Origin of the sequence: Allobosea sp. OK403 (genome assembly GCF_900113835.1) — a bacterium.
Lineage (GTDB): Bacteria > Pseudomonadota > Alphaproteobacteria > Rhizobiales > Beijerinckiaceae > Allobosea.
Genome location: NZ_FOQV01000014.1, coordinates 31,450 through 52,645, shown reverse-complemented (window position 1 = coordinate 52,645; position 21,196 = coordinate 31,450). Strand labels below are relative to the sequence as shown.

The following is a 21,196-nucleotide window of genomic DNA, read 5'->3' as shown; positions in this document are numbered from 1 at the left end:
CCCCTTCGTTGACATGGTTCTGTGAGCTCAGCTTGCTCGTGCGACAGCGGGTGACGCGGAAGCTTGCGACGCTCGCATCAAGGCGGAGATCTCGCTCCAGCGCGCCTCGAAGGCCGCTACGCAGGCCGGATCGAAATGGCTGCCGGAGCCGGATCTGATGAAGTCGCGCGCATCGCTGAGCGGCCAGCCGGGCCGGTAGACGCGGTCGGCGCAAAGCGCCTCGAAGACATCGGCCACGGCCGCGATCCGCCCCTCGATCGGGATCGCCTCGCCGGCCAGGCTGCGCGGATAGCCCTTGCCGTCCCAACGTTCGTGATGAGAGCTCGCGATCCGCTCGGCGCAGCGCATGAGGCTCGACTGCCCATCCGCCAGGATCGCCTCGCCGATCGAGACATGCGTGCGCATCAGCGCCATCTCCTCCTCGGTGAGGCGGCCTGGCTTCTGCAGAATGGAATCCGGGATGCCGATCTTGCCGACATCGTGCATCGGCGCAGCCGCGAAGATCGTCTCGCACTGCTCCTCGTCCAGGCCGAGCCCCTCGGCGATGAGGCGGCACAGCCCCGCCATGCGCGCGACATGGTCCCCGGTGTGACCGTCGCGGCAGTCGATCGCGCGCGAGAGGCGGCGCGCCATGTCGCGCTGGCTTTCGACGAGCTCCTGCGTAGCTTGGCGAACCTCCCTGGCGAGCCAGGCCGCGTGGTCGCGCATCAGCGTTTGCGCCTCGCGCAGCTGAAGCAGGTTGTGAACGCGAACGCGCAGCTCGACAGGCTCGACGGGCTTTCGCAGAAAATCGGTCGCTCCCGCATCCAGCGCCGCGATCCGCGTTTCGCGCTGTTCGGCCGTGGTGACCATGACGATGGGCTGGTGACGATGGTTCGGCAGCTGTCTCAGCGCGCGGATGAACGCAACGCCATCCATTTCCGGCATCAGATAATCGACGAGGATCAGGTCGAATTCGGTGGTCGCCGCCGTCGCCAGCGCCTCCAGCGGGTTGGCGAAGACGGAAATCTCGTGCTGGCCGATATTGTTCACGACACCGCGCAGCACCATCAGATAGGTGCGGTTGTCGTCGACGATCATGATCTTCATGCGCGCTCGCCTTCGGCACCGCCGATCGCGACCAGGTCGAGCAGGCCGATGATCTCGTTGTCCCGGGCGATCAACCCATGCAGCAGGGCAGCGTCGCAGCAATCGGCGGGAGTCGGGAGAAGCTCGCCGGGCAGAATATCGACGATGTCGGAGACGGCATCCGCCAGAATGCCGATCATGCGGTCGCCGAAATCCGCGACGACGACGACGCTGGCGAGGCCGATCGCGTTCCGGCCGAAACCGAGCCTGGCCTGCAGGTCGAATACCGGCACGATGGCTCCGCGCAGATTGATCACGCCGAGCATGTGGTCCGCCGACTGAGGCAACTCCGTCGTTGGCTGCCATCCGCGAATCTCGCGGACACGGTCGACATCGATGCCGAAGGCGCGTCCCGCCAAACGGAAGACGACCATTTTCTCGATCTGAGGGGCCTGGCGAGCGGCCTGCTCATGGGCGATTTGATTGTGCACGTTCTGCCTCCTCGCCCTTCCTGGGCTCGCGAGATTTTTCGTCCGGGATATGTCGGCCGGTCAGAACTCGGACCAGCCTCCGGCCGACCCGCCAGCCGCACGCCGCTGCGGACGCGGGGCGGTGGCAGCCGGCCTGGCAGGAGGCGCCGAGACCTGACGCAGCTGGGTGACCAGGCCGGAGACGCGGTCGGGCCTTGAGGCGAGATCGGCTCTTGGCCGGTCATCGATCTTGAAGTCCTGAACCATTGTCTGAAGCTCGCCGGTCGCTTGCTCCAGTTGCCTGGCGATCGTCGCGCTCTGCTCGGCCATGAGCGAATTGCGCTGGGTCATCTCGTCCATATGCGCCACGACCTTGGCGACTTCCTCGATGCCGTTGGCCTGCTCATGCGAAGCGCTCGAGATGTCGCCGAGCGCCGAGGCGACATTCGTCGAGGAGTCGACGATGCCAGCCAGTGCGGCGCCGGCGTCCTTGACCAGCTTGACGCCGTTGGCGACCTGCTGCGTCGAATTGGAGATGAGCGTCGAGATATTCTTGGCGGCTTCGCCCGAGCGTTGCGCCAGCGTTCTGACCTCGCTTGCAACCACGGCAAAGCCCTTGCCGGCATCGCCCGCGCGCGCCGCCTCGACTGCCGCGTTCAGCGCCAGGAGATTGGTCTGGAAGGCGATGTCGTCGATCACCCTGATGATGTCCGAAATGTCGCTGGACGCTTTCTCAATGCGCGCCATCGCGACGACCGCTTCGGCGACGATGGTGCCGCCTCGGCTTGCTTCTTCATTGGCTCCCGCGCCGAGAGTGGTGGCGTCGCGGGTCCGCTCGGAGCTCTGCTTGACCGATGCGGCGAGTTCTTCCGTGGTCGCGGCGGTTTCTTCCAGACTCGTCGCCTGCTCTTCGGTGCGTTGGGCAAGCTCGCGGCTGTCATTGCCGATGCGCGTGGCGCCAGCCGAGATGTTCGACGAGATGTCGCTGACGGTCCGAACGATGTCGGCGACGGATTCCAGGAGTTCGTTGACGCCGCCGCAGAGCTCGCCGATGGCGCCGCTCTTGCCCTGAAGCGAGACGCGCTGGGTCAGGTCCCGGGACTTGGCGGCCTGGACGACGCTCTGTGTCTCCTCGACAGCCTGGCTGAGCATGTCCTGGGCCTGCTTGTTGGCCGTGATGTCGGTCGCGTATTTGACCACCTTGTAGGGCTTGCCGAGTGCATCGAGGATCGGGTTGTAGCTGGCCTGGATCCAGACCTGCTTGCCGCCCTTGCCGATGCGCAGATACTGGCCGTCATCGTATTCGCCGCGTCCGAGTTTCTGCCAGAAGCGGGTATAGGCCTCGCCGCTGCGTGCCTGCGGATCGACGAACATCGAATGATGCTTGCCCTTGATGTCCGCCAGGGAGTAACCGAGCACGGACAGGAAGGTCTCGTTGGCATCGAGGACGATACCGGCCAGGTCGAACTCGATGACTGCCTGCGATTTCCTGATCGCGGCGACCTGCCCCTCATAATTCGCCATGACGCCTTTCCGCGCCGTGATGTCGGTGGCGAATTTGATCACCTTTTCCGGCTTCCCCGAACGTCCCAGGATCGGGGTGTAGATCGCTTGCAGCCAGACCTGGGCTCCGCCCTTGGCGATCCGAAGAAATTCCGCTTCGATCGCCTCGCCGCGGCCAAGCTTTGCCCAGAACGCGCGATAGTCGTCCGAACTGGCATAGCGGGGCTCGACAAACATCGAATGGTGCTGTCCCACCACTTCTTCGGGTCGATAGCCGACGACATTGAGGAAGTTCGCATTCGCCTCGATGATGCGGCCATCCATCGTGAATTCGATGACGGCCTGCGTACGGCGGATCGCGGCAGCTTCACGTTCGGCGGATGACTCAAAAAGCGAAAACGACATGGTGCCCCCTCGGATGAGCCCAAAAAGGGCTCTATTTTTCTCTGTTGGGCACAGTTGGGGGAGGCTTATGTTAAAAATATCTGAAGCAAATTCTACAAAGGATGATTTATGCTGTAAATTGATCTGGATCAATCCTTTCGGTTGACATCGATCAACTTGAGTGACGGTTGGGCCGGACGTTCCTCCTGGAAACACCCGGGTGGCGCTAGCCCTTGATCGCTTCCGCCACGCCGATCGATCGAACAAACCGCGCCAGCAACGGGTTGCTCTTGCAAGACCAGCGCATCGGCCTGCCGCGGGTTCGCGGCGAGCGCTTATGCTTTGTGGCGCTTTGTCGCCATCGCGGCCCGCCTCTCCGCCCGACGACATGATCCGGGAAGATTAGCGCAATGGCGGGATGAGCCGCCTCATCATCCCAGTTGCGGTCTTCAACACCGCAACCGTCAACCATTGTTGACCGGTCTGAAGCTCGAGGAATTCGACGACTGGGAAGCCGAGATATTGATCTGGATCAATACTCGCTGAATACGCGGCAGAATAAATCGATAATTAATAAATCCGGAATTAAACTCAGCGTAAGTCGATCGGATTGCGACGGCGTCCGGTATGTGCCTCGAATCACGAGTATTTCTTCTGACGATCGTCGATAAAATGGAGTAATTAAATCGGCTTTATTCAGAAGATATACTTTTCGATACTGAGAGATGGCCTCGACGGCGATGAGGGCGAGAGCGCGTCCGTTCTACCTGGGAGATGATGATGGGTTTGTTCGAGAGCGCTCTGAAGAGCGCCAGTGCCAGTTTGTGCAAGGACATGGTTCGCCAGGCTGTGACGAACGAGCAGCTCGACGGGATCGATCCGAAGCTGTTCCGCTTTGCCGGGCGCAGCTCGCCGCTGGCATTGGCCTTCATCTCTCCGAACGTCGATTTCGCCGAGGTTTCGCGCAAGCTCTCGACTTTGGCGGGGGGGACGCCGATCATCGCCATGACGACGGCCGGCGAACTCTGTTCGCAGCCGGACGGTCGCGTCTATCTGGATACGCCGAACGACTGGCGCACGATCGTGGTCCAGGTCTTTTCGCCGGCGCTGATCGAGCGTGCTGAAATCTTTTCGGTTCCGCTGCATTGCCAGGACATTCGCGGCAAATCCAAGATTGCGCTCGAACATGAAGAGCGTGTCGACAGGATCACGACGGAACTGGCCCGCGTCACCCCGTCCTTTCGCCTGGATGCGCGCGACAGCTTCGCGCTGACCTTCATCGACGGGCTGTCGAAATCCGAGAACTACTTCATGGAGGCGGTTTATCGCGCCGCCAAGTTCCCCTGCATGTTCACCGGCGGCTCGGCCGGCGGCAAGCTCGATTTCGTCAAGACATCCCTGTATGATGGCACGCGCATTCTCGAAGACCATGCCGTGATCGCCTTCGTGAAGCTCGCGCCGCGCCAGCGCTACGGCCTGTTCAAGAGCCAGAATTTCCGCCAGCTCGATCGCTCCTTCGTCGTCGTCGAGGCCGACGTCAATCAGCGCTCGGTGCAATCGGTCTTCGATGCCTCGACCGGTACGGTTCACACCTTCATCGACGCGCTCTGCAAGAGCTTCGATTGCCGCCCCGACGGGCTCAAGGCCGCCTTGGCCAACAAGGCGTTCGGGATCGAGCTCGACGGGGAGATCTTCGTCCGGTCTGTCGCCAACCTCGATTTTACCGACGGGAAGATCACCTTCTACTGCGACATCTCGGTTGGCGACCGGCTCGTGATGCTTGCGGAAACCGATTTCGTCGAGCAGACGCGCAAGGACATCGCCGCCTATCTGCAGGGCAAGCCGAAGCCGTCCGCCGTGCTGATGAATGATTGCATCCTGCGCCGGCTGTCGAATCCCGACGCTCTGGCGGGAGCCCGGAACCTGTGGCCGGTTCCCGCCGCCGGCTTCTCGACCTTCGGGGAGCTTTTCGGGATCAACGTCAACCAGACACTGTCTGCGATCGTGTTCTTTTCCGATGTCGGCGAGGATTACGAGGATCCGCTGATCGACAGTTTTCCGGTGCTGTATGCCAAGTTCTCGAACTATTTCGGCCGCCGCAATCTGACGCGTATCGAGCGGGCTCGCATGCGCCAGGATCTGCAGCGGGCGTTCGGGGACGTCATCACCTCGGCGGTGGCTGGCGACTTCTCCAAACGCGTGACCGTGCAGTTCGCCGACATCGAATTGAACAAGCTGGCCAACAACGTGAATACGCTGGTCGAGACCGTCGATCGCGGCCTCGGCGAAACCGGCGCGGTGCTGGCGGCGCTGGCCGATGCCGACCTGACGCAAATGGTGACGGCAACCTATCAGGGCCGCTTCGCCCAGCTGAAAGAGGCGATCAACGGAACCATCGAGCGCCTCTCCGAGACGCTCCACACCATCCAGGCGACGTCGAACGAGGTCACCCTGACCGCCCGCGAGATCACCGCCGGCGCCAACGACCTGTCGCAGCGCACCGAAGAACAGGCCTCGAACCTCGAGGAGACCGCCGCGACGACCGAGGAGCTCGCCGCCTCGGTGAAGGCCTCCGCGCAGGCGGCTCGCCAGGCGGCGCAGATGGCCGATCAGGCGAAGGAGGCCGCCAGCAGCGGCGCCGCCGTCGTCGGCGACGCGGTCGATGCGATGGCGCGCATCGAGACGGCGTCGCAGAAGATCTCCGAGATCATCCGGGTGATCGACGATATCGCCTTCCAGACCAATCTCCTGGCGCTGAACGCGGCGGTGGAAGCCGCGCGCGCCGGCGATGCCGGCAGGGGCTTCGCGGTCGTGGCCTCGGAAGTGCGCGCGCTGGCGCAGCGCTCGGCCGCGGCGGCCAAGGACATCACGGCGCTGATCTCATCCTCGAACGCGCAGGTCAGCGAGGGCGTGAAGCTGGTGCGCGCTGCCGGCACGGTCCTGACGCAGATCAACGAGGCGTCGTCGCGCGTGTCTGCGACCATCGGCGAGATCTCGACGGCCAGTGCCGAGCAGGCGCATGGCATCGAGGAGATGAGCCAGACTGTGGCGCATCTCGACGGCATGACCCAGCAGAACTCGTCGCTGGCCGAGGAAAGCGCCGCCTCCGCGACGGTCCTCACCGAAAGGATCACGGAATTGCGGGCGAGCCTTGCGCGCTTCAAGACCAGGACCAAGCCGCAGGACGCGGCTTTCCACGATCCGGCCGGACAAGCGAGCGATCTCAGAGATGTCGCCAGGGTGATGTCGGATCGGATTGCGCCGCCGGCTCTCAGGCAGGCGAAGACGCGTGCGGCGGTGGGCTGGAACGAATTCTGAGGCTCCGGCGCGCCATTCGCTTCAACGCGGCCCGGTCGCGGCAAGGTTCAGCGCTTTCGGGCCGATGCCGAGGCTGATCTGGAGGCTGTCGGCGATGCGCCCGGCCCGGTCGATGAACAGGGCCGCGACCTCGGGCTCGCAGACCTGCCCGGCCGTTACGGCAAACAGTCTGAGCCATCGCCCGAACATCTCCGGCGTCAGGCCAAGTTGCATATGGGCCTGGTGCGGCTTGCCGGAATAACTCCCGGTCTTGAGCACGACGGACGACCAGAAGCGCACCATGGTTTCGAGATGGGCATCCCAGCGATGGGACAGCGCCTGCTCGAATATGGGCGCCAATTCGGCATCGTCGAGAACGCGCTCATAGAAGCCGTGGACCAGCGTCCTGATATCGGCCTCGGTTATGCGTTCGGCCCCCCCGGTCATGGGCCGCGCCGCCTGGCTCGTCTGGACTGACATCAATTGACCCGGTTCGCTCGAGATCTTGCAGGCATGGCTTACTGCGAAAGGCTGGAATGCGGCTCGCGATGTCGCGGCAGGCCGGGGCGGATGGTGAGCCCCAGCGCAGCGCAGAGGCCCGCCTCATCGGCGGGCAGGGCGCCGAGATCGTATTCCCGCGCCATCTCGCCGGTGAAATGTCTCCAGCCCTCGATGTTGCGCCATGGCACCGCGACCAGGAGCGGCAGGCCGGCCTCGATCGTCTCCGCGATCAACGGGCGCAAGCCCCCGCCCTCCGCTTCGGTCTTCCCGAACTTGTTGAGAATCACCAGGTCGGGCTTCAGGTGCAACGAGGCACGCGTGATCTGCATCGCATTCAGGAGCTGGCCGATATCCAGCGAGCAGCCCCGCGCCAAACGGCCGCGATCCTGCGTGATGCCGGTCAACGCGCCGCTCGCCAGGTCTTCCAGCTCCATATCGCAGCGCGAGCGCCCGGGATTGGGCCGGTTATGCTGCACCAGGCCGGCAAGCCTGCAGCCCCTGTCCCGCAGCGCCGAGCAGACGCTTCGCAGGGCCCGATCGGCCGCCTCGCCATCGGTGTAGACCAAGGCGGTGATTGGCAAAGTTCCTGGCATCCGTCATCTCCTTTTCGGTCAGCCGCAGGTCACGTTCTTATGGAAGCCGGCTGCTTCAGCCGCCGGTGACGCTCATATGGCGGCCGACGGCGGGCTTGGCGCGGCGCCGGTCGATGATGAAGTCATGGCCCTTGGGCTTGCGCGAGATCGCCTCTTCCATGGCGCGGTGGAGGCCCGCATCATCGGGCGAGGCGCGCAAGGGCGCGCGCAGATCGGCGGCGTCTTCCTGGCCGAGGCACATATAGAGCGTGCCGGTGCAGGTCAGGCGCACCCGGTTGCAGCTCTCGCAGAAATTATGCGTCATCGGCGTGATGAAGCCGACAAGCCCGCCGGTCTCCTTGACGCGGACATAGCGCGCCGGCCCGCCGGTCCGGTAGGGATCCTCGACCAGATTGTAGCTATCCATCAACCGCGCCCTGACGACCGAGAGCGGCAGGAACTGGTCGATGCGGCCGGGCTCGATTTCGCCGAGCGGCATCACCTCGATCAGGGTCAGGTCCATGCCAAGGCCGTGCGCCCAGGTCATCAGCCCTTCGATCTCGTCCTCATTGACGCCCTTCAGTGCAACCGCGTTGATCTTGACCCGCAGGCCCGCCTTGCGCGCCGCCTCGATGCCGCCGAGCACCTTGTCGAGGTCGCCCCAGCGCGTGATCTTGCGGAACTTGTCGGGGTCGAGCGTGTCGAGCGAGACATTGATCCGGCGCACGCCGTAATCGGCCAGTTCCTGCGCATAGCGGTCGAGCAGGGAGCCGTTTGTGGTCAGCGTCAGCTCTTCCAGCGCACCGGTGGTGAGATGGCGCGAGAGCGAGCGGAACAGGCTCATCACATCGCGCCGCACCAAGGGTTCGCCGCCGGTCAGCCTGAGCTTGCGCGTGCCGCGCGCGACGAAGGCGGTGGCGAGGCGGTCGATCTCCTCCAGCGTCAGCAGGTCGCGCTTGGGCAGGAAGGTCATGTCCTCGGACATGCAGTAGACGCAGCGGAAATCGCAGCGATCCGTCACCGAGATACGCAAATAGGAGATATCGCGGCCAAACGGATCGACCAGCGGCGCGCGCGCGAGCGCCGAAACGTCGACGAGGCGAGGCTCGCCGCCCGTGCCGGATGCGGAGGGGAGATCGTGAGGGAAGCTCGACCGGGTCACGCGCGTTGCTCCGCGGCTGTCGGGCAGGAACAGCCCGTCGCGGTATCGCGCCACGCCCGGTTCGCGGGGGCGGCGTGAGCCTTGCGCCAGGCCGGCGCGGCACCTCCGACAGGGGTGAGGACGCGCTGGTCGATCGAGGGCAAGGCGTCGCGCTCGCAAATCGATGACAGATGCGGGCCGAGCTCCCGCAGCAGGCCGTCCTGAATGCGGTAGATCCAGCCATGCAGGTTGAGCTCCTGGCCGCGCGCCCAGGCGTTCTCGACGATCGGCGTCTGCGCTACCCGGCGAACCTGCATCTCGACATTGATCTCGCACATCCGGTCGAGGCGGGCGGTCTCGCCGCGGATCGCGTCGAAGGTCGCAAGATGCTTGCGATGGAGCATCGAGATCGGCTGCAGCCAGTGATCCAGAATGGCGCCGCGTTCGGCCATCAGCGCGCGCTCGACACCCCCGCAGCCGTAATGGCCGCAGACGATGATGTGTTCGACCTTCAGCTGCTCGACGGCATATTCGATTACCGACAGGATGTTCATATCGCTGGTGTGGACGATATTGGCGATGTTGCGGTGGACGAAGACCTCGCCGGGGTCGAGGCCGAGCACGTCATTGGCGGTGACGCGGCTGTCCGAACAGCCGATCCAGAGATAGCGCGGCGTCTGCTGCTCAGCCATGCGCCGGAAGAAGCGCGGGTCGTCCTGCGTCTTGGACCAGGCCCAGGCGACGTTGCGGTCGAAGAGATAGTCGAGCGTGCGCGACATCAGGCCGGCACTCCGCGCCGTTCCTTCATGGTCCGGCTCATCGCCTTCAGGTCTTCGCGCCGCAGCCGAATCCGGGCGATGGCCAGGACGATGCCGTTCTCCGCTGCCATGTGAAGATGCTCGCTCGCCGCATAGGCCAGCATCAGCTTGCACATGCCGCGCGCCAGCTTCACCGGGTCTTCCGCCGGCCGCCCGGTCAGGGCGCCGATGATGGCCTCGAGCGATTGCCGGGACTGGCGGTGGTCTTCGGCAAGGCGGCTGAGCGCGGCGGCGAGATCGTCCTCGGGCAGGGCGCGGCGCAGCAGCAGCGGAAACAAATCCTCGTCCTCGTCGCGGTAATGCAGGACAAGGTCGCGACGCAGATAGGCCACGATCATCCCGGCCTCCGCGCGGTCGACATGGCCCGTCTCGGCATGGTGGCGCAGCGCGGCGCAGAGACGGCGCTGGCGGAAATGATCGGCGAAAATATATGCAAGCGGATCGTCGAGGAGCGCCGGGGCAATGGCTTCGATGCTGAGCTGGTCGCGGCTGGCCGGCTCATGAGTGGCCATCGCAGCCTCCGGAGCCGCATGAGCAGCCGCCCGCTTCCGGAACTGGTGCGGTGTCGCGCGCGATCGCCCAGCGCAGCATCTTGCCGATCACGGCCCGGCCTGGATCCTCGGCGCGCTCGATCGCCGTCATCAGCGCCAGCCAGTCCTCATCGCTCGCCAATGCGGCGTAGCGGCGCGAGGCATTGGCGACATATTCGCCTGGAGTCTCGTCATGCTCGTCGCCCAGCGCCTGGATCTGCGCGAGCAGGACGACGTCGCCGAGCGCGTCGAGCGCGGTCGCCGCATCGGTCTCGTCCGACAACCGGGTCAGAAGTGCTCCAAGCTGCATGGCGGCCTCCTACTGGACGAGCGGTGACGGGCTGGACGCGATGTCCACCCCGGTGATCTCGGCGCGGCCTGCGAGAATCGTGATGTATTGCTGGATCGCCAGGCGGCGGACCTTCTCGCCGAGCCAGGCGCCGATCCGCTGGCGCACGGCCTCGAAAGGCAGCTTCTGCCCGGCGATCCGACGCTCGATCCACACGACATGCAGGCCATAGCGGGTTTCGACCGCGGCCTCGCCGACCGTTCCCACCGGCAGATGGCCGAGCGCCGTCTCGAATTCGGGCACGGTCTGGCCCGGGCCGATCTGCCCGAGATGGCCGCCGGTCTTGCCCGATGGACAGGCCGAGACCGCCGCCGCTAGATCGGCGAAGCAGGTGGGCTCCTGCTGGATCTGCAGGATCAGCAGCGCGGCATGCTGGCGGGCCTCGGCGCGGGCGACCTCATCCTTCGGCCCGGCCGGCAGCAGGATATGTCTGGCCTCGATGATCGCCGGCGATTGGAAGCGCTGGCGGTTGGCGTCGAAATAGCGCCGGCAGGCGGCCTCGTCGGCCTCGGGCGTGACGATTTCCCGCGCGACGAGCTGGCGGATCAGCGCCTCCTCGTCGGTCTCGCGCCGGCCCTCGTCATCCTCAGCCGGATCGGGCTGAAGCGCGAGGCGCCTGGCCTCTTGCAGCAGGAGTTCACGCACGGCGAGCGCCCGGGCTGCCGCCTGCCAGGCCTCGATCGGCTTGGCGGCGGGGTGGTTTTGCGTCTCGCGGCCGATCGCGGCACGCGAGATCGCAACGCCGTTGACGCTGACGGTCTTGGGCTTGGCCGTGATGGCGGGCTTGACCGCGCAGGGGGAGGCAAGGGGTGTGGTCATGATGTCTTACTCCGCCGGCTGCGTGGAGGATCGGCCGGCGGTCCGCGGCGCGAGCGCGCGGCGGGTCCGGACAAGCTGGAAGCCCCTGCGGCCGAGATACCAGACCGGCGCGGACCAGACATGGACGAGGCGCGAGAACGGGAAGATCAGGAAAATCGTCATCCCGAGCACGAGATGGACGAGATAGGGCCAGGCCAGCCCCTGCAGCGTGGCGCCGTCGACAGGCTGGAGCGTGACGATGCCCTGGGCCCAATGGGCGAGCGTCAGCATCACCGAGCCGTCGGCATGCGACAACGAGAAGGGCAGGGTCAGGAGGCCAAGGCAGAGCTGCACCCACAAGATGGCGAGGACCGCAATGTCCATTGTGGTCGAGGTCTGGCGGATGCGCGGATCGAACAGCCGGCGATGCAGCAGCAAGGACAGGCCGACGAAGCAGAGGCTGCCGGCGATGCCGCCGGCGACGATGGCGATCAGCTGCTTCTGCTCGACCGTGATGAACAGGGTGTAGATGAATTTCGGCGTCAGCAGCCCGGCCGCGTGGCCGAAGAACAGGAACAGGATGCCGACATGGAAGAGGTTCGAGCCCCAGCGCATCTGGCGCTTGCGCAGAAACTGGCTGGAGCTCGCCTTCCAGCTGTACTGCTCCCGGTCGAACCGGATCAGGCTGCCGAACAGAAAGGCGGTGAGGCAGAAATACGGATACCAGACGAAGAGAACTTGAAAGATCATGTCGCGCATGGCTCAGGCTCCCGTGCGGGGCGAAACGCCGGAATGGGTGATCTGGGTGCGGGGCCTGGCGCCCGGGACCGGCTCCAGCCCGGGGGCGGGGCGGCGCGCCTGGCGCAGCTTCGCCGACAGCGTGTCCTTGCCGCAGTCCTCGGCGGCGGCGCCTGGACCAAACAGCACCTCCTCTTCCGTCCAGGCGGCGTCCAGCGCCTCGAGATCGTCGGGCTCGGGATCAGGCTCGGCCAGAAGCCGCGCGATCATGGCGGCGTCGGGCTTGACCTTGCTGAGCTTGCCCAGCGCGGCGAAGACGGCCTCGTAAGGCGAGCTGCGCTTGCGCAGCCGCTCGCGCAGCGCCGCAAAGACATGCGCGGGCTGGCCGATGAGCTCGACAGCCTCCGCCGGTGAGCGCGTCGCGGCGTATTCGAGGAAGAGCGGCAGGAAGTCCGGCAGCTCGGTCACGGTCGGCGTGTAGCCGCCATCCTCATAGACCTTGATCAGGTCGACCATCGCCTGGCCACGGTCGCGGCTTTCGCCGTGAACATGCTCGAACAGATGCAGCGAGAGCGCGCGCGTCCGGTCGAAAAGCAGGATGTAGCGCTCCTGCAGATCCATCAGATCGCCATCCGCCAGGCCGTCGATCAGCCGCTTCACCGCGGCGCGCTCGGTCCCCGGCAGGACGCCCTCGCGCTCGATCACCTCGATGAGCTCGCCGCGCGCCGCGAGCAGCTCCTCGGTCGGATAGGACAGCAGCGCGGAGAGAACCTTCAGCGTTTTCATCTCACAGCGCTCCCAGCTTCGGTTTGTCGTTCTTGGCCTTGACGCCGCCGAACAGGTTGACGCCCGTATCGGAGGGCAGGCAGCCGTCGCCGAAGCTGAAGCCGCAGCTGCCGCGAAGCTCATAGGCGTCTTCGCTGACCTCGCGATGCGTGGTGGGGATGACGAAGCGGTCCTCGTAATTGGCGATCGCCATGACGTGGTACATCGCCTCGATCTGCGCGGCGGTGAGCCCGACGCGCCTGGCGATGGCCTCGTCGATCACGCCGTCGACGGTCTTGGCGCGCATATAGGCGCGCATCGCCAGCATGCGTTCGAGCCCCCTGGCGATGGGCGCCTCGTCACCCGCGGTGAGCAGGTTGGCGAGGTATTTCAGCGGGATGCGCAGCGACTTCACATCCGGCATGCCGCCATCGATGCCCATCTTGCCGGCTTCCGCAGCGGCGGTGATCGGCGAGAGCGGCGGCACGTACCAGACCATCGGCAGCGTGCGGTATTCCGGGTGCAGCGGAAAGGCGACCTTCCACTCCATCGCCATCTTCCAGATCGGCGATTGGCGCGCCGCCTCGAGCCAGTTTTCCGAGATGCCGTCGGCGCGCGCCTGGGCGATGACCGCCGGATCGTTGGGATCCAGGAAGATGTCCATCTGGGCTTCGTAGAGATTCTGCTCGGATGGCGTCGATGCCGCCTCCTGGATGCGATCGGCGTCGAAGAGCATCACGCCGAGATAGCGGATGCGGCCGACGCAGGTTTCCGAGCACACCGTCGGCTGGCCGGCCTCGATGCGCGGATAGCAGAAGATGCATTTCTCGGATTTGCCCGAGGACCAGTTGAAGTAGATCTTCTTGTAGGGGCAGGCCGAGACGCACATGCGCCAGCCGCGGCACTTGTCCTGATCGATCAGGACGATGCCGTCCTCCTCGCGCTTGTAGATCGCGCCCGAGGGGCAGGCGGCGGCGCAGGTCGGATTGAGGCAGTGCTCGCAGAGCCTCGGCAGATACATCATGAAGGTGTTTTCGAACTGGCCGTACATCTCCTTCTGGATGCCTTCGAAATTGGCGTCCTTGGAGCGCTTGGCGAATTCGCCGCCCAGGATTTCCTCCCAGTTCGGCCCCCATTCGATCTTCTCCATGCGCTCGCCGGTGATCAGCGAACGCGGCCGGGCGGTCGGGAAGGCCTCCAGCTCCGGGGCCTTCTGCAGGTGCTCGTAGTCGAAGGTGAAGGGCTCGTAGTAGTCGTCGATCTCCGGCATGTCGGGATTGGCGAAGATGTTCGCCAGGATCCGCCATTTGCCGCCGATCCGCGGCTCGATCTTGCCGTTCGACTTGCGGCGCCAGCCGCCCTTCCACTTGTCCTGATTCTCCCAATCCTTGGGGTAACCGATGCCGGGCTTGGTCTCGACGTTGTTGAACCAAGCGTATTCCATGCCCTCGCGGTTCGTCCAAACGTTCTTGCACGTGACCGAGCAAGTATGACAGCCGATGCATTTGTCGAGATTCAGCACCATGCCGATCTGAGCGCGGATTTTCATCGTCGTCGTCCTTTTCACTCGGCGGCTTGGGCGAGGGGGGAGGCGTTCGCAGCGTCTTTGTGCGGGCGCTCCAGCCAGTCGACGGTCTTGACCTTGCGGATGACCACGAACTCGTCGCGGTTGGTTCCGATCGTGCCGTAATAGTTGAAGTCGTAGGACAGCTGCGCGTAGCCGCCGATCATGTGCGTCGGGTTGATGACGATGCGCGTGACCGAGTTGTGGATGCCGCCGCGGTTGCCGGTCATCTCCGAGCCCGGCACGTTCACGATCTTTTCCTGGGCGTGGTACATGAAGAGCGTGCCGTCCTTCATGCGTTGCGAGACGACGGCGCGGGCAACCAGGGCGCCGTTGCTGTTGAAGGCTTCGACCCAGTCATTGTCGACGATGCCGGCGCGCTTGGCGTCGGTCTCGCTCAGCCAGACGATCGGCCCGCCGCGCGAGAGCGTCAGCATCATCAGATTGTCGGTATAGGTGGAGTGGATGCCCCATTTCTGGTGCGGCGTGATGAAGTTGAGGACGATCTGCTTCTCGCCGTTGGGCTTCAGGTCGATCACCGGGGCGACCGAGCGCAGGTCGAGCGGCGGGCGGTAGACGCACAAGCCCGCGCCGAAGGCGCGCATCCAGAGATGGTCCTGATAGAGCTGCTGGCGGCCGGTCAGCGTGCGCCACGGGATCAGCTCGTGGACGTTGGTGTATCCGGCGTTGTAGCAGACCTTCTCGCTTTCCAGCCCCGACCAGGTCGGCGCGGAAATGATCTTGCGAGGCTGCGCGACGACATCGCGGAAGCGGATCTTCTCGTCTTCCTTCGGCAGCGCCAGATGGGTGTGCTCGCGTCCCGTCGCCTTGCCGAGCGCGGCCCAGGCCTTGACCGCGACCTCGCCATTGGTCTCTGGCGCCAGCATCAGGATCATCTCGGCGGCGTCGATGTCGCTGACGATCCGGGCAAGCCCCTTATTGGCGCCTTCGAGATGCACGCCGTTCAGCGCCTTCAGATGCTCCACCTCATGGCCGGTCTTCCAGGCCATGCCCTTGATGCCGTTGCCGACCGTGTCCATCAGCGGGCCGAGCGCGGTGAAGCGGGCATAGAGGTTGGGATAATCGCGCTCGACCACGCTCACCACCGGCATCGTCTTGCCGGGGATCGGCTCGCACTCGCCCTTCTTCCAGTCCTTCGGCTCGAAGGGCTGGGCGATCTCGTTGGCGCTGTCGTGCTTGATGGGGTTGAGGACGACGTCCTGCTCGACGCCGAGCACCTCGGGGGCGACCTGCGAGAAGGCCTTCGCCAGCCCCTTGTAGATCTCCCAGTCCGAGCGCGCCTCCCATGCCGGATCGACCGCGCTGGTCAGCGGGTGGATGAAGGGGTGCATGTCGGAGGTGTTGAGGTCGTTCTTCTCGTACCAGGTCGCCGTCGGCAGGACGATGTCGGAATAGACGCAGGTCGTCGACATCCGGAAGTCGAGCGTGACCAGGAGGTCGAGCTTTCCCTCCGGCGCTTTCTCGTGCCAGACCGCCTCGGTCGAGCGCGCCTTGCCCTCCTGGCCCAGATCCTTGCCGAGCACGCCATGGGTCGTGCCCAGAAGGTGCTTCAGGAAATACTCATGGCCCTTGCCGGAGGAGCCGAGCAGGTTGGAGCGCCAGACGAACAGGTTGCGCGGCCAATTCACCGGGTTGTCGGGGTCCTCGCAGGAGAGCTTCAGCGAGCCGTCCTTCAGCGATTTCGCGACATAGTCCTTGGCCTCCATGCCGGCGGCTGCTGCATCCTTGGCGACCTGAAGCGGGTTGGTTTCCAGTTGCGGCGCAGAGGGCAGCCAGCCCATCCGCTCGGCGCGGATGTTGTAGTCGATCAGCGCGCCGTCCCAGGGGCCATCGGGCGCGGTCGGCGAGACGAGATCGCCGACGCGGACCGTCTCATAGCGCCACTGGTCGGTGTGGGCGTAGAAGGCCGAGGTCGAATTCTGTTGCCGCGGCGGGCGGCCCCAGTCCAGTCCGAAAGCCAGCGGCGCCCAGCCGGCTTGCGGGCGCAGCTTCTCCTGGCCGACATAATGCGCCCAGCCGCCGCCCGACTGGCCGACGCAGCCGCACATCACGAGCATGTTGATCACGCCGCGATAGTTCATGTCGGCGTGGTACCAGTGGTTCATCGCCGCCCCGATGATGATCATCGAGCGGCCCTTGGTCTTCTCGGCATTCGTCGCGAATTCGCGGGCGACCTGGATGATCTTGTCGCGCGAGACGCCGGTGATCTTCTCCGCCCAGGCCGGGGTATAGGGCGTGTCGTCATCCAGCGAGGCGGCGACGTTGTCGCCGCCATAGCCGCAATCGACGCCGTAATTGGCGAGGAAGAGGTCGTGCACCGAGGCCACGAGCGTTTCGCCCTCGCTCAGTGCCAGGCGCTTCACCGGCAGGCGGCGCTTCAGGATGCTGCCGTGATCGGTCGAGGCGAAATGCTCATGCTCGATATTGCCGAAATAGGGAAAGGCGACCTCGGCCAGATCGTCCCTGATCTCGGCCAGCGAAAGCCGCAGCCGCGTCTCGACGCCGCCTGCGTCCTTCTCCTCGAGATTCCACTTGCCGCTCTCGCCCCAGCGGAAGCCGATCGTGCCGCCGGGCACGACGATCTTGCCGGAGGTCTCGTCATAGGCGACGGTCTTCCATTCCGGGTTGTTGGCCTCGCCGAGGCCGGCGTCGAAATCCGACGCCCGCAGGAAGCGGTCGGGCACGAGGTTGTCGCCCTGCTTCACCAGCTTCACCAGCATCGGCATGTCGCTGTACTGGCGCACATAATCGCGGAAATACGCCGCCTGCCGGTCGACATGGTATTCCTTGAGGATGACGTGGCCCATCGCCATCGCCAGCGCTGAATCCGTGCCCTGCTTCACGCTGAGCCAGATATCGCCGAATTTGGAGGCCTCGGAGTAGTCGGGGCAGATCACCGCGCTCTTCATGCCGCGATAGCGCGCCTCGGTGTAGAAATGCGCGTCGGGCGTGCGGGTCTGGGGCACGTTCGAGCCCCACAGGATGATGAAGCCGGCATTGTACCAGTCGGCCGATTCCGGCACGTCCGTCTGCTCGCCCCAGGTCTGGGGGGAGGCAGGCGGCAGGTCGCAATACCAGTCGTAGAAGGACATGCAGACGCCGCCCATCAGCGACAGGTAGCGTGAGCCCGCGGCGTAGGAGACCATCGACATCGCCGGGATCGGCGAGAAGCCGAAAACGCGATCGGGGCCATAGGTCCTGGTCGTATAGGCATTGGCGGAGGCGATGATCTCGGTCACCTCGTCCCAGCCGGCCCGTATGAAGCCGCCATGGCCGCGTTTGGCGGTATAGGCCGCGCGCTTGTCGGGGTTCTCGACGATGCTTTTCCAGGCGGCGGCCGGCGTCAGGGTGGCGCGCGCCTCGCGCCACAGCTTCAGCAGCCGGGCGCGGATCAGCGGGTATTTCACCCGGTTTCCGGAGTAGAGATACCAGCTATAGGACGCGCCGCGCGAGCAGCCGCGCGGCTCGTGGTTGGGCAGGTCCGGCCGGGTGCGCGGATAGTCGGTCTGCTGCGTCTCCCAGGTGACGATGCCGCCCTTGACGTAGATCTTCCAGGAGCAGGAGCCGGTGCAGTTGGCGCCATGGGTGGAGCGCACGATCTTGTCGTGCTGCCAGCGCTTCCTGTAGCCGTCCTCCCAGCGCCGGTCTTCGCTGGTCATGATGCCGTGACCGTTCGAGAAGGGCTCGGAGACCTTGTTGAAGAAGGTCAGGCGATCGAGAAAATGACTCATGTCGGATCCCTCTCAGGGAGGTCAGAGGCGCAAAGCGAGGATCATTCGGCTGCGGTCAGGGCAGGGGCGGCGGGCGCTGCCTTGCGGCCGTGCTCGGTCTCGAAGAGCAGGCCGCCGCGCCTGGTGTAGAACCACCAGGTGATCGCGATGCAGCTCAGATAGAAGCCGAGGAAGCCGTAGAGCGCCGCCGAGGCGCCGCCGGTGGCGGCGATCGAGGTGCCGAAGCTCTTGGGGATGAAGAAGGCGCCGTAGGCGGCCACCGCCGAGGTGAAGCCGATGATGGCGGCGGCCTCCTTGTCGGATTGCTTGACCCGTTCCGCCGGATTCAGGCCGGGCTCGAGGCGCGCCACCTCGATGCGCATGATCGCGGGGATCATCTGGAAGGTGGAGGCGTTGCCGATGCCGGTCGCGGCGAAGAGGAAGAGGAAGCTCGCGAAGAAGACCGGGAAGGCGCTCGGGTCGCCCTTCATGCCGATGGCGTAGAGCACGCCGGCGACGCCGAGGCTCATCGCGATGAACACCCAGAAGGTGATCCGCCCGCCGCCGATCCTGTCGCAGGCCTTGCCGGAGACGGCGCGCGAGACCGCGCCGACCAATGGCCCCAGGAAGGCATATTGCAGGACGTTCACCTCCGGGAAGAGGATCTTCGAGAGCAGCGGGAACGCCGCGGAGAAGCCGATGAAGGAGCCGAAGGTGCCGGTGTAGAGCCAGCACATGATCCAGTTATGGGTGCGCCGGAAGATCACCGCCTGGTCGGCGAAGGAGGCCTTCATCGTCGCGATGTCGTTCATCCCGAACCAGGCGGCGAAGGCCGATGCGACGATGAAGGGCACGAAGACGAAGCCGGCATTCTGCAGCCAGAGCGTCGAGGTGACGCCTGCGACGGTCGCCGTCTGGGGTAGGCCGCCCAGGCTGCCGAAGACGCCGGCCGTGATGGCGAGCGGCACCACGAACTGGACCACGCTGACGCCGAGATTGCCGAGCCCGGCATTGATGGCGAGCGCGTTGCCCTTCTCCGCCTTTGGGAAGAAGAAGGAGATATTGGCCATGGAGGAGGCGAAGTTGCCACCGCCGAAGCCGCATAGCAGCGCCAGGCCGAGGAAGATCCAGTAGGGCGTCTGCGGGTCCTGCACGGCAAAGCCCATGCCGAGCGCCGGGATCAGCAGTGACCAGGTTGCCAGCGTGGTCCAGAGCCGGCCGCCGAAGATGGCCGGCATGAAGCTGTAGAAGATGCGCAGCGTCGCGCCCGACAGGCCCGGCAGCGCGGCGAGCCAGAACAGTTGCTCATTGGTGAAGGCGAAGCCGACGCCGGGCAGCTTGGCGACGACCACCGACCAGACCATCCAGACCGCGAAGGAGAGCAGCAGGCAGGGAACGGAGATCCACAGATTGCGCCGCGCGATGGCCTTGCCCTCAGTGTCCCAGAAGCTCCCGTCCTCGGGGCGCCAGTCGGCGATGGCGCCGCTGGCCGCGAGCGCGCCCGTCTGGGCCGCGCCATGGACCGGCTGCATTTCGGGAAGCTCGGGCAGGTTGCGCGCCGGCACGCCGGCCTCGGCAGCGGCCTTCTCCATCTGCCGGACGGCCACATGCATCCAGATCAGCGAGACGGACGCGACCAGGAAGAGCAGCCAGAAGCAGCTCTGCCAGACGCCGGTGAGATCGTTGAGCGCGCCGAAGGCGATCGGCATGACGAAGCCGCCGAGGCCGCCGACAAGGCCGACCACGCCGCCGACCGCGCCGACGCGATCGGGATAATAGACCGGGATGTGCTTGTAGACCGCGGCCTTGCCCAGGCTCATGAAGAAGCCGAGCACGGAGGCCACCACCATGAAGCCGCCCAGGCTCATCCGCGTGGAGAACGCGACGGGACCACGAATGCCCTCGATCACATACTGGGTCGGCGGATAGGCGAGAACGAAGGTGCAGATGACCGCGACCAGGAAGGTCCAGTACATGATCCGGCGTGCGCCGTATTTGTCGGAGAGATGCCCGCCATAGGCCCGGAACACTGAAGCCGGGATCGAATATGCGGCGCCGACCATGCCCGCCGTGGTGATGTCGAGGCCGTAGACGCCGATCAGGTAACGCGGCAGCCAGAGCGCGAGCGCGACGAAGCCGCCGAAGACGAAGAAGTAGTAGAGCGAGAAGCGCCAGACCTGAATGTTCTTCAGCGGCTCCATCATCGCCGAGAGCGGCTCGGGCTTCTCGCCGGAGGCGCGGCGACGGGCGAGATCGGGGTCGTCCTTGGTGAAGAGGAAGAACACCACCGCCGTGAGCGCGAGCACGATCGCCCACACCAGCGCGACCGTCTTCCAGCCATAGGCGACCATGATGACGGGCGCCGCGAATTTGGTGACGGCCGCGCCGACATTGCCCGCCCCGAAAATGCCGAGCGCCGTGCCCTGCTTCTCCCTAGGAAACCACTTGGCGACATAGGCGACGCCGACCGAGAAGGAGCCGCCGGCGATGCCGACGCCAAGCGCCGCGATCAGGAAGGTGGTGTAGTCATAGGCGAAGACCAGCAGCGCGGTCATCACCGCCGCCGAGAGCATGGTGATGGTGTAGACCACCCGTCCGCCATACTGGTCGGCCCAGATGCCCAGCAGCAGGCGGATCAGCGATCCTGTCAGGATCGGCGTGCCGACCAGGAGGCCGAACTGCGTATCCGACAGCCCGAGGTCCTTCTTGATCTGGATTCCGATGATCGCGAAGATCGTCCAGACGGCAAAGCAGACTGTGAAGGCGACCGTGGAGAGCCACAGGGCCCTGCCTTGTTCAGCCGATGAGATTGGGGCGCCCGCCATGTGTCGTGTCCTTCGCCAAGCTAGCGATACTTGCTGGCGACAGGATTTTCAGGGCGGCTATAGTTTGGCGTTGATCCAAATCAACGCGGAAGCAGCATCGAAATCTTTCAAGGATACTCTGGTGTTTGATCAAGGGCCGGGG

The 21,196-nt window shown here is 65.1% G+C and carries 16 protein-coding genes; 1 reads left to right on the top strand and 15 read right to left on the bottom strand.

Annotated features, from left to right (window positions below):
* Nucleotides 1-27: 27 nt before the first annotated feature.
* From BMZ97_RS27550 to BMZ97_RS27540, 3 genes are read right to left on the bottom strand one after another with little or no spacing between them, the layout of a single operon-like run.
* Nucleotides 28-1,089 carry an HD domain-containing phosphohydrolase gene (locus tag BMZ97_RS27550; protein WP_092177503.1) on the bottom strand — a complete coding sequence of 354 codons (1,062 nt, stop codon included), beginning with the start codon at nt 1,087-1,089 and terminating at the stop codon, nt 28-30.
* Nucleotides 1,086-1,559 (bottom strand): chemotaxis protein CheW, encoded by a 474-nt coding sequence (locus BMZ97_RS27545; RefSeq protein WP_092177501.1) that lies wholly within the window; start codon nt 1,557-1,559, stop codon nt 1,086-1,088. The genes BMZ97_RS27550 and BMZ97_RS27545 overlap by 4 nt, the downstream gene beginning before the upstream one ends.
* Nucleotides 1,560-1,619: 60 nt before the next feature.
* Nucleotides 1,620-3,692 carry a methyl-accepting chemotaxis protein gene (locus BMZ97_RS27540; protein WP_175525771.1) on the bottom strand — a complete coding sequence of 691 codons (2,073 nt, stop codon included), beginning with the start codon at nt 3,690-3,692 and terminating at the stop codon, nt 1,620-1,622.
* A 513-nt stretch (nt 3,693-4,205) separates the two neighbouring features.
* Here BMZ97_RS27540 and BMZ97_RS27535 point away from each other — a divergent pair.
* Entirely contained in the window at nt 4,206-6,743 is a 2,538-nt protein-coding gene (locus tag BMZ97_RS27535; protein ID WP_175525770.1) for a methyl-accepting chemotaxis protein, read from the top strand.
* Between the two features lie 21 nt (nt 6,744-6,764).
* On the opposite strand, the gene BMZ97_RS27530 is transcribed toward BMZ97_RS27535, so the two are convergent.
* The 12 genes from BMZ97_RS27530 to BMZ97_RS27475 all read right to left on the bottom strand — a co-directional run bounded on the left by BMZ97_RS27530 (nt 6,765) and on the right by BMZ97_RS27475 (nt 21,054).
* Nucleotides 6,765-7,169: a group III truncated hemoglobin gene (locus BMZ97_RS27530; protein ID WP_092177614.1), complete on the bottom strand. Its 405-nt coding sequence runs from the start codon at nt 7,167-7,169 to the stop codon at nt 6,765-6,767.
* 71 nt (nt 7,170-7,240) lie between these two features.
* A complete protein-coding gene (locus tag BMZ97_RS27525) occupies nt 7,241-7,816 on the bottom strand; it encodes a DUF2478 domain-containing protein (protein WP_092177495.1) in 576 nt (191 codons plus the stop codon).
* A gap of 55 nt (nt 7,817-7,871) precedes the next feature.
* A complete protein-coding gene (gene moaA / locus BMZ97_RS27520; RefSeq protein ID WP_244546636.1) occupies nt 7,872-8,861 on the bottom strand; it encodes a GTP 3',8-cyclase MoaA in 990 nt (329 codons plus the stop codon).
* Between the two features lie 92 nt (nt 8,862-8,953).
* Nucleotides 8,954-9,715 carry a carbonic anhydrase gene (locus BMZ97_RS27515; protein ID WP_092177493.1) on the bottom strand — a complete coding sequence of 254 codons (762 nt, stop codon included), beginning with the start codon at nt 9,713-9,715 and terminating at the stop codon, nt 8,954-8,956.
* A complete protein-coding gene (locus BMZ97_RS27510; RefSeq protein ID WP_092177491.1) occupies nt 9,715-10,266 on the bottom strand; it encodes a hemerythrin domain-containing protein in 552 nt (183 codons plus the stop codon). The genes BMZ97_RS27515 and BMZ97_RS27510 overlap by 1 nt, the downstream gene beginning before the upstream one ends.
* Nucleotides 10,253-10,594 carry a hypothetical protein gene (locus BMZ97_RS27505; RefSeq protein WP_092177489.1) on the bottom strand — a complete coding sequence of 114 codons (342 nt, stop codon included), beginning with the start codon at nt 10,592-10,594 and terminating at the stop codon, nt 10,253-10,255. Before BMZ97_RS27505 ends, BMZ97_RS27510 begins: the two co-directional genes overlap by 14 nt.
* Before the next feature lie 9 nt (nt 10,595-10,603).
* The gene (locus tag BMZ97_RS27500; protein WP_092177487.1) at nt 10,604-11,452 is read right to left on the bottom strand and encodes a peptidylprolyl isomerase; all 849 of its coding nucleotides are present in this window, start codon (nt 11,450-11,452) and stop codon (nt 10,604-10,606) included.
* A 6-nt stretch (nt 11,453-11,458) separates the two neighbouring features.
* Nucleotides 11,459-12,190, bottom strand: coding sequence for a respiratory nitrate reductase subunit gamma (gene narI, locus BMZ97_RS27495; RefSeq protein WP_092177485.1), 732 nt, complete (start codon nt 12,188-12,190; stop codon nt 11,459-11,461).
* Nucleotides 12,191-12,193: 3 nt separating this feature from the next.
* Nucleotides 12,194-12,955 carry a nitrate reductase molybdenum cofactor assembly chaperone gene (narJ, locus tag BMZ97_RS27490; protein WP_092177484.1) on the bottom strand — a complete coding sequence of 254 codons (762 nt, stop codon included), beginning with the start codon at nt 12,953-12,955 and terminating at the stop codon, nt 12,194-12,196.
* Nucleotide 12,956: 1 nt separating this feature from the next.
* Nucleotides 12,957-14,483: a nitrate reductase subunit beta gene (narH, locus tag BMZ97_RS27485; RefSeq protein WP_092177482.1), complete on the bottom strand. Its 1,527-nt coding sequence runs from the start codon at nt 14,481-14,483 to the stop codon at nt 12,957-12,959.
* A 14-nt stretch (nt 14,484-14,497) separates the two neighbouring features.
* The gene (locus BMZ97_RS27480) at nt 14,498-18,250 is read right to left on the bottom strand and encodes a nitrate reductase subunit alpha (protein ID WP_092177480.1); all 3,753 of its coding nucleotides are present in this window, start codon (nt 18,248-18,250) and stop codon (nt 14,498-14,500) included.
* Nucleotides 18,251-18,291: 41 nt separating this feature from the next.
* Nucleotides 18,292-21,054: a nitrate/nitrite transporter gene (locus BMZ97_RS27475; protein WP_092177478.1), complete on the bottom strand. Its 2,763-nt coding sequence runs from the start codon at nt 21,052-21,054 to the stop codon at nt 18,292-18,294.
* Nucleotides 21,055-21,196: the final 142 nt, after the last annotated feature.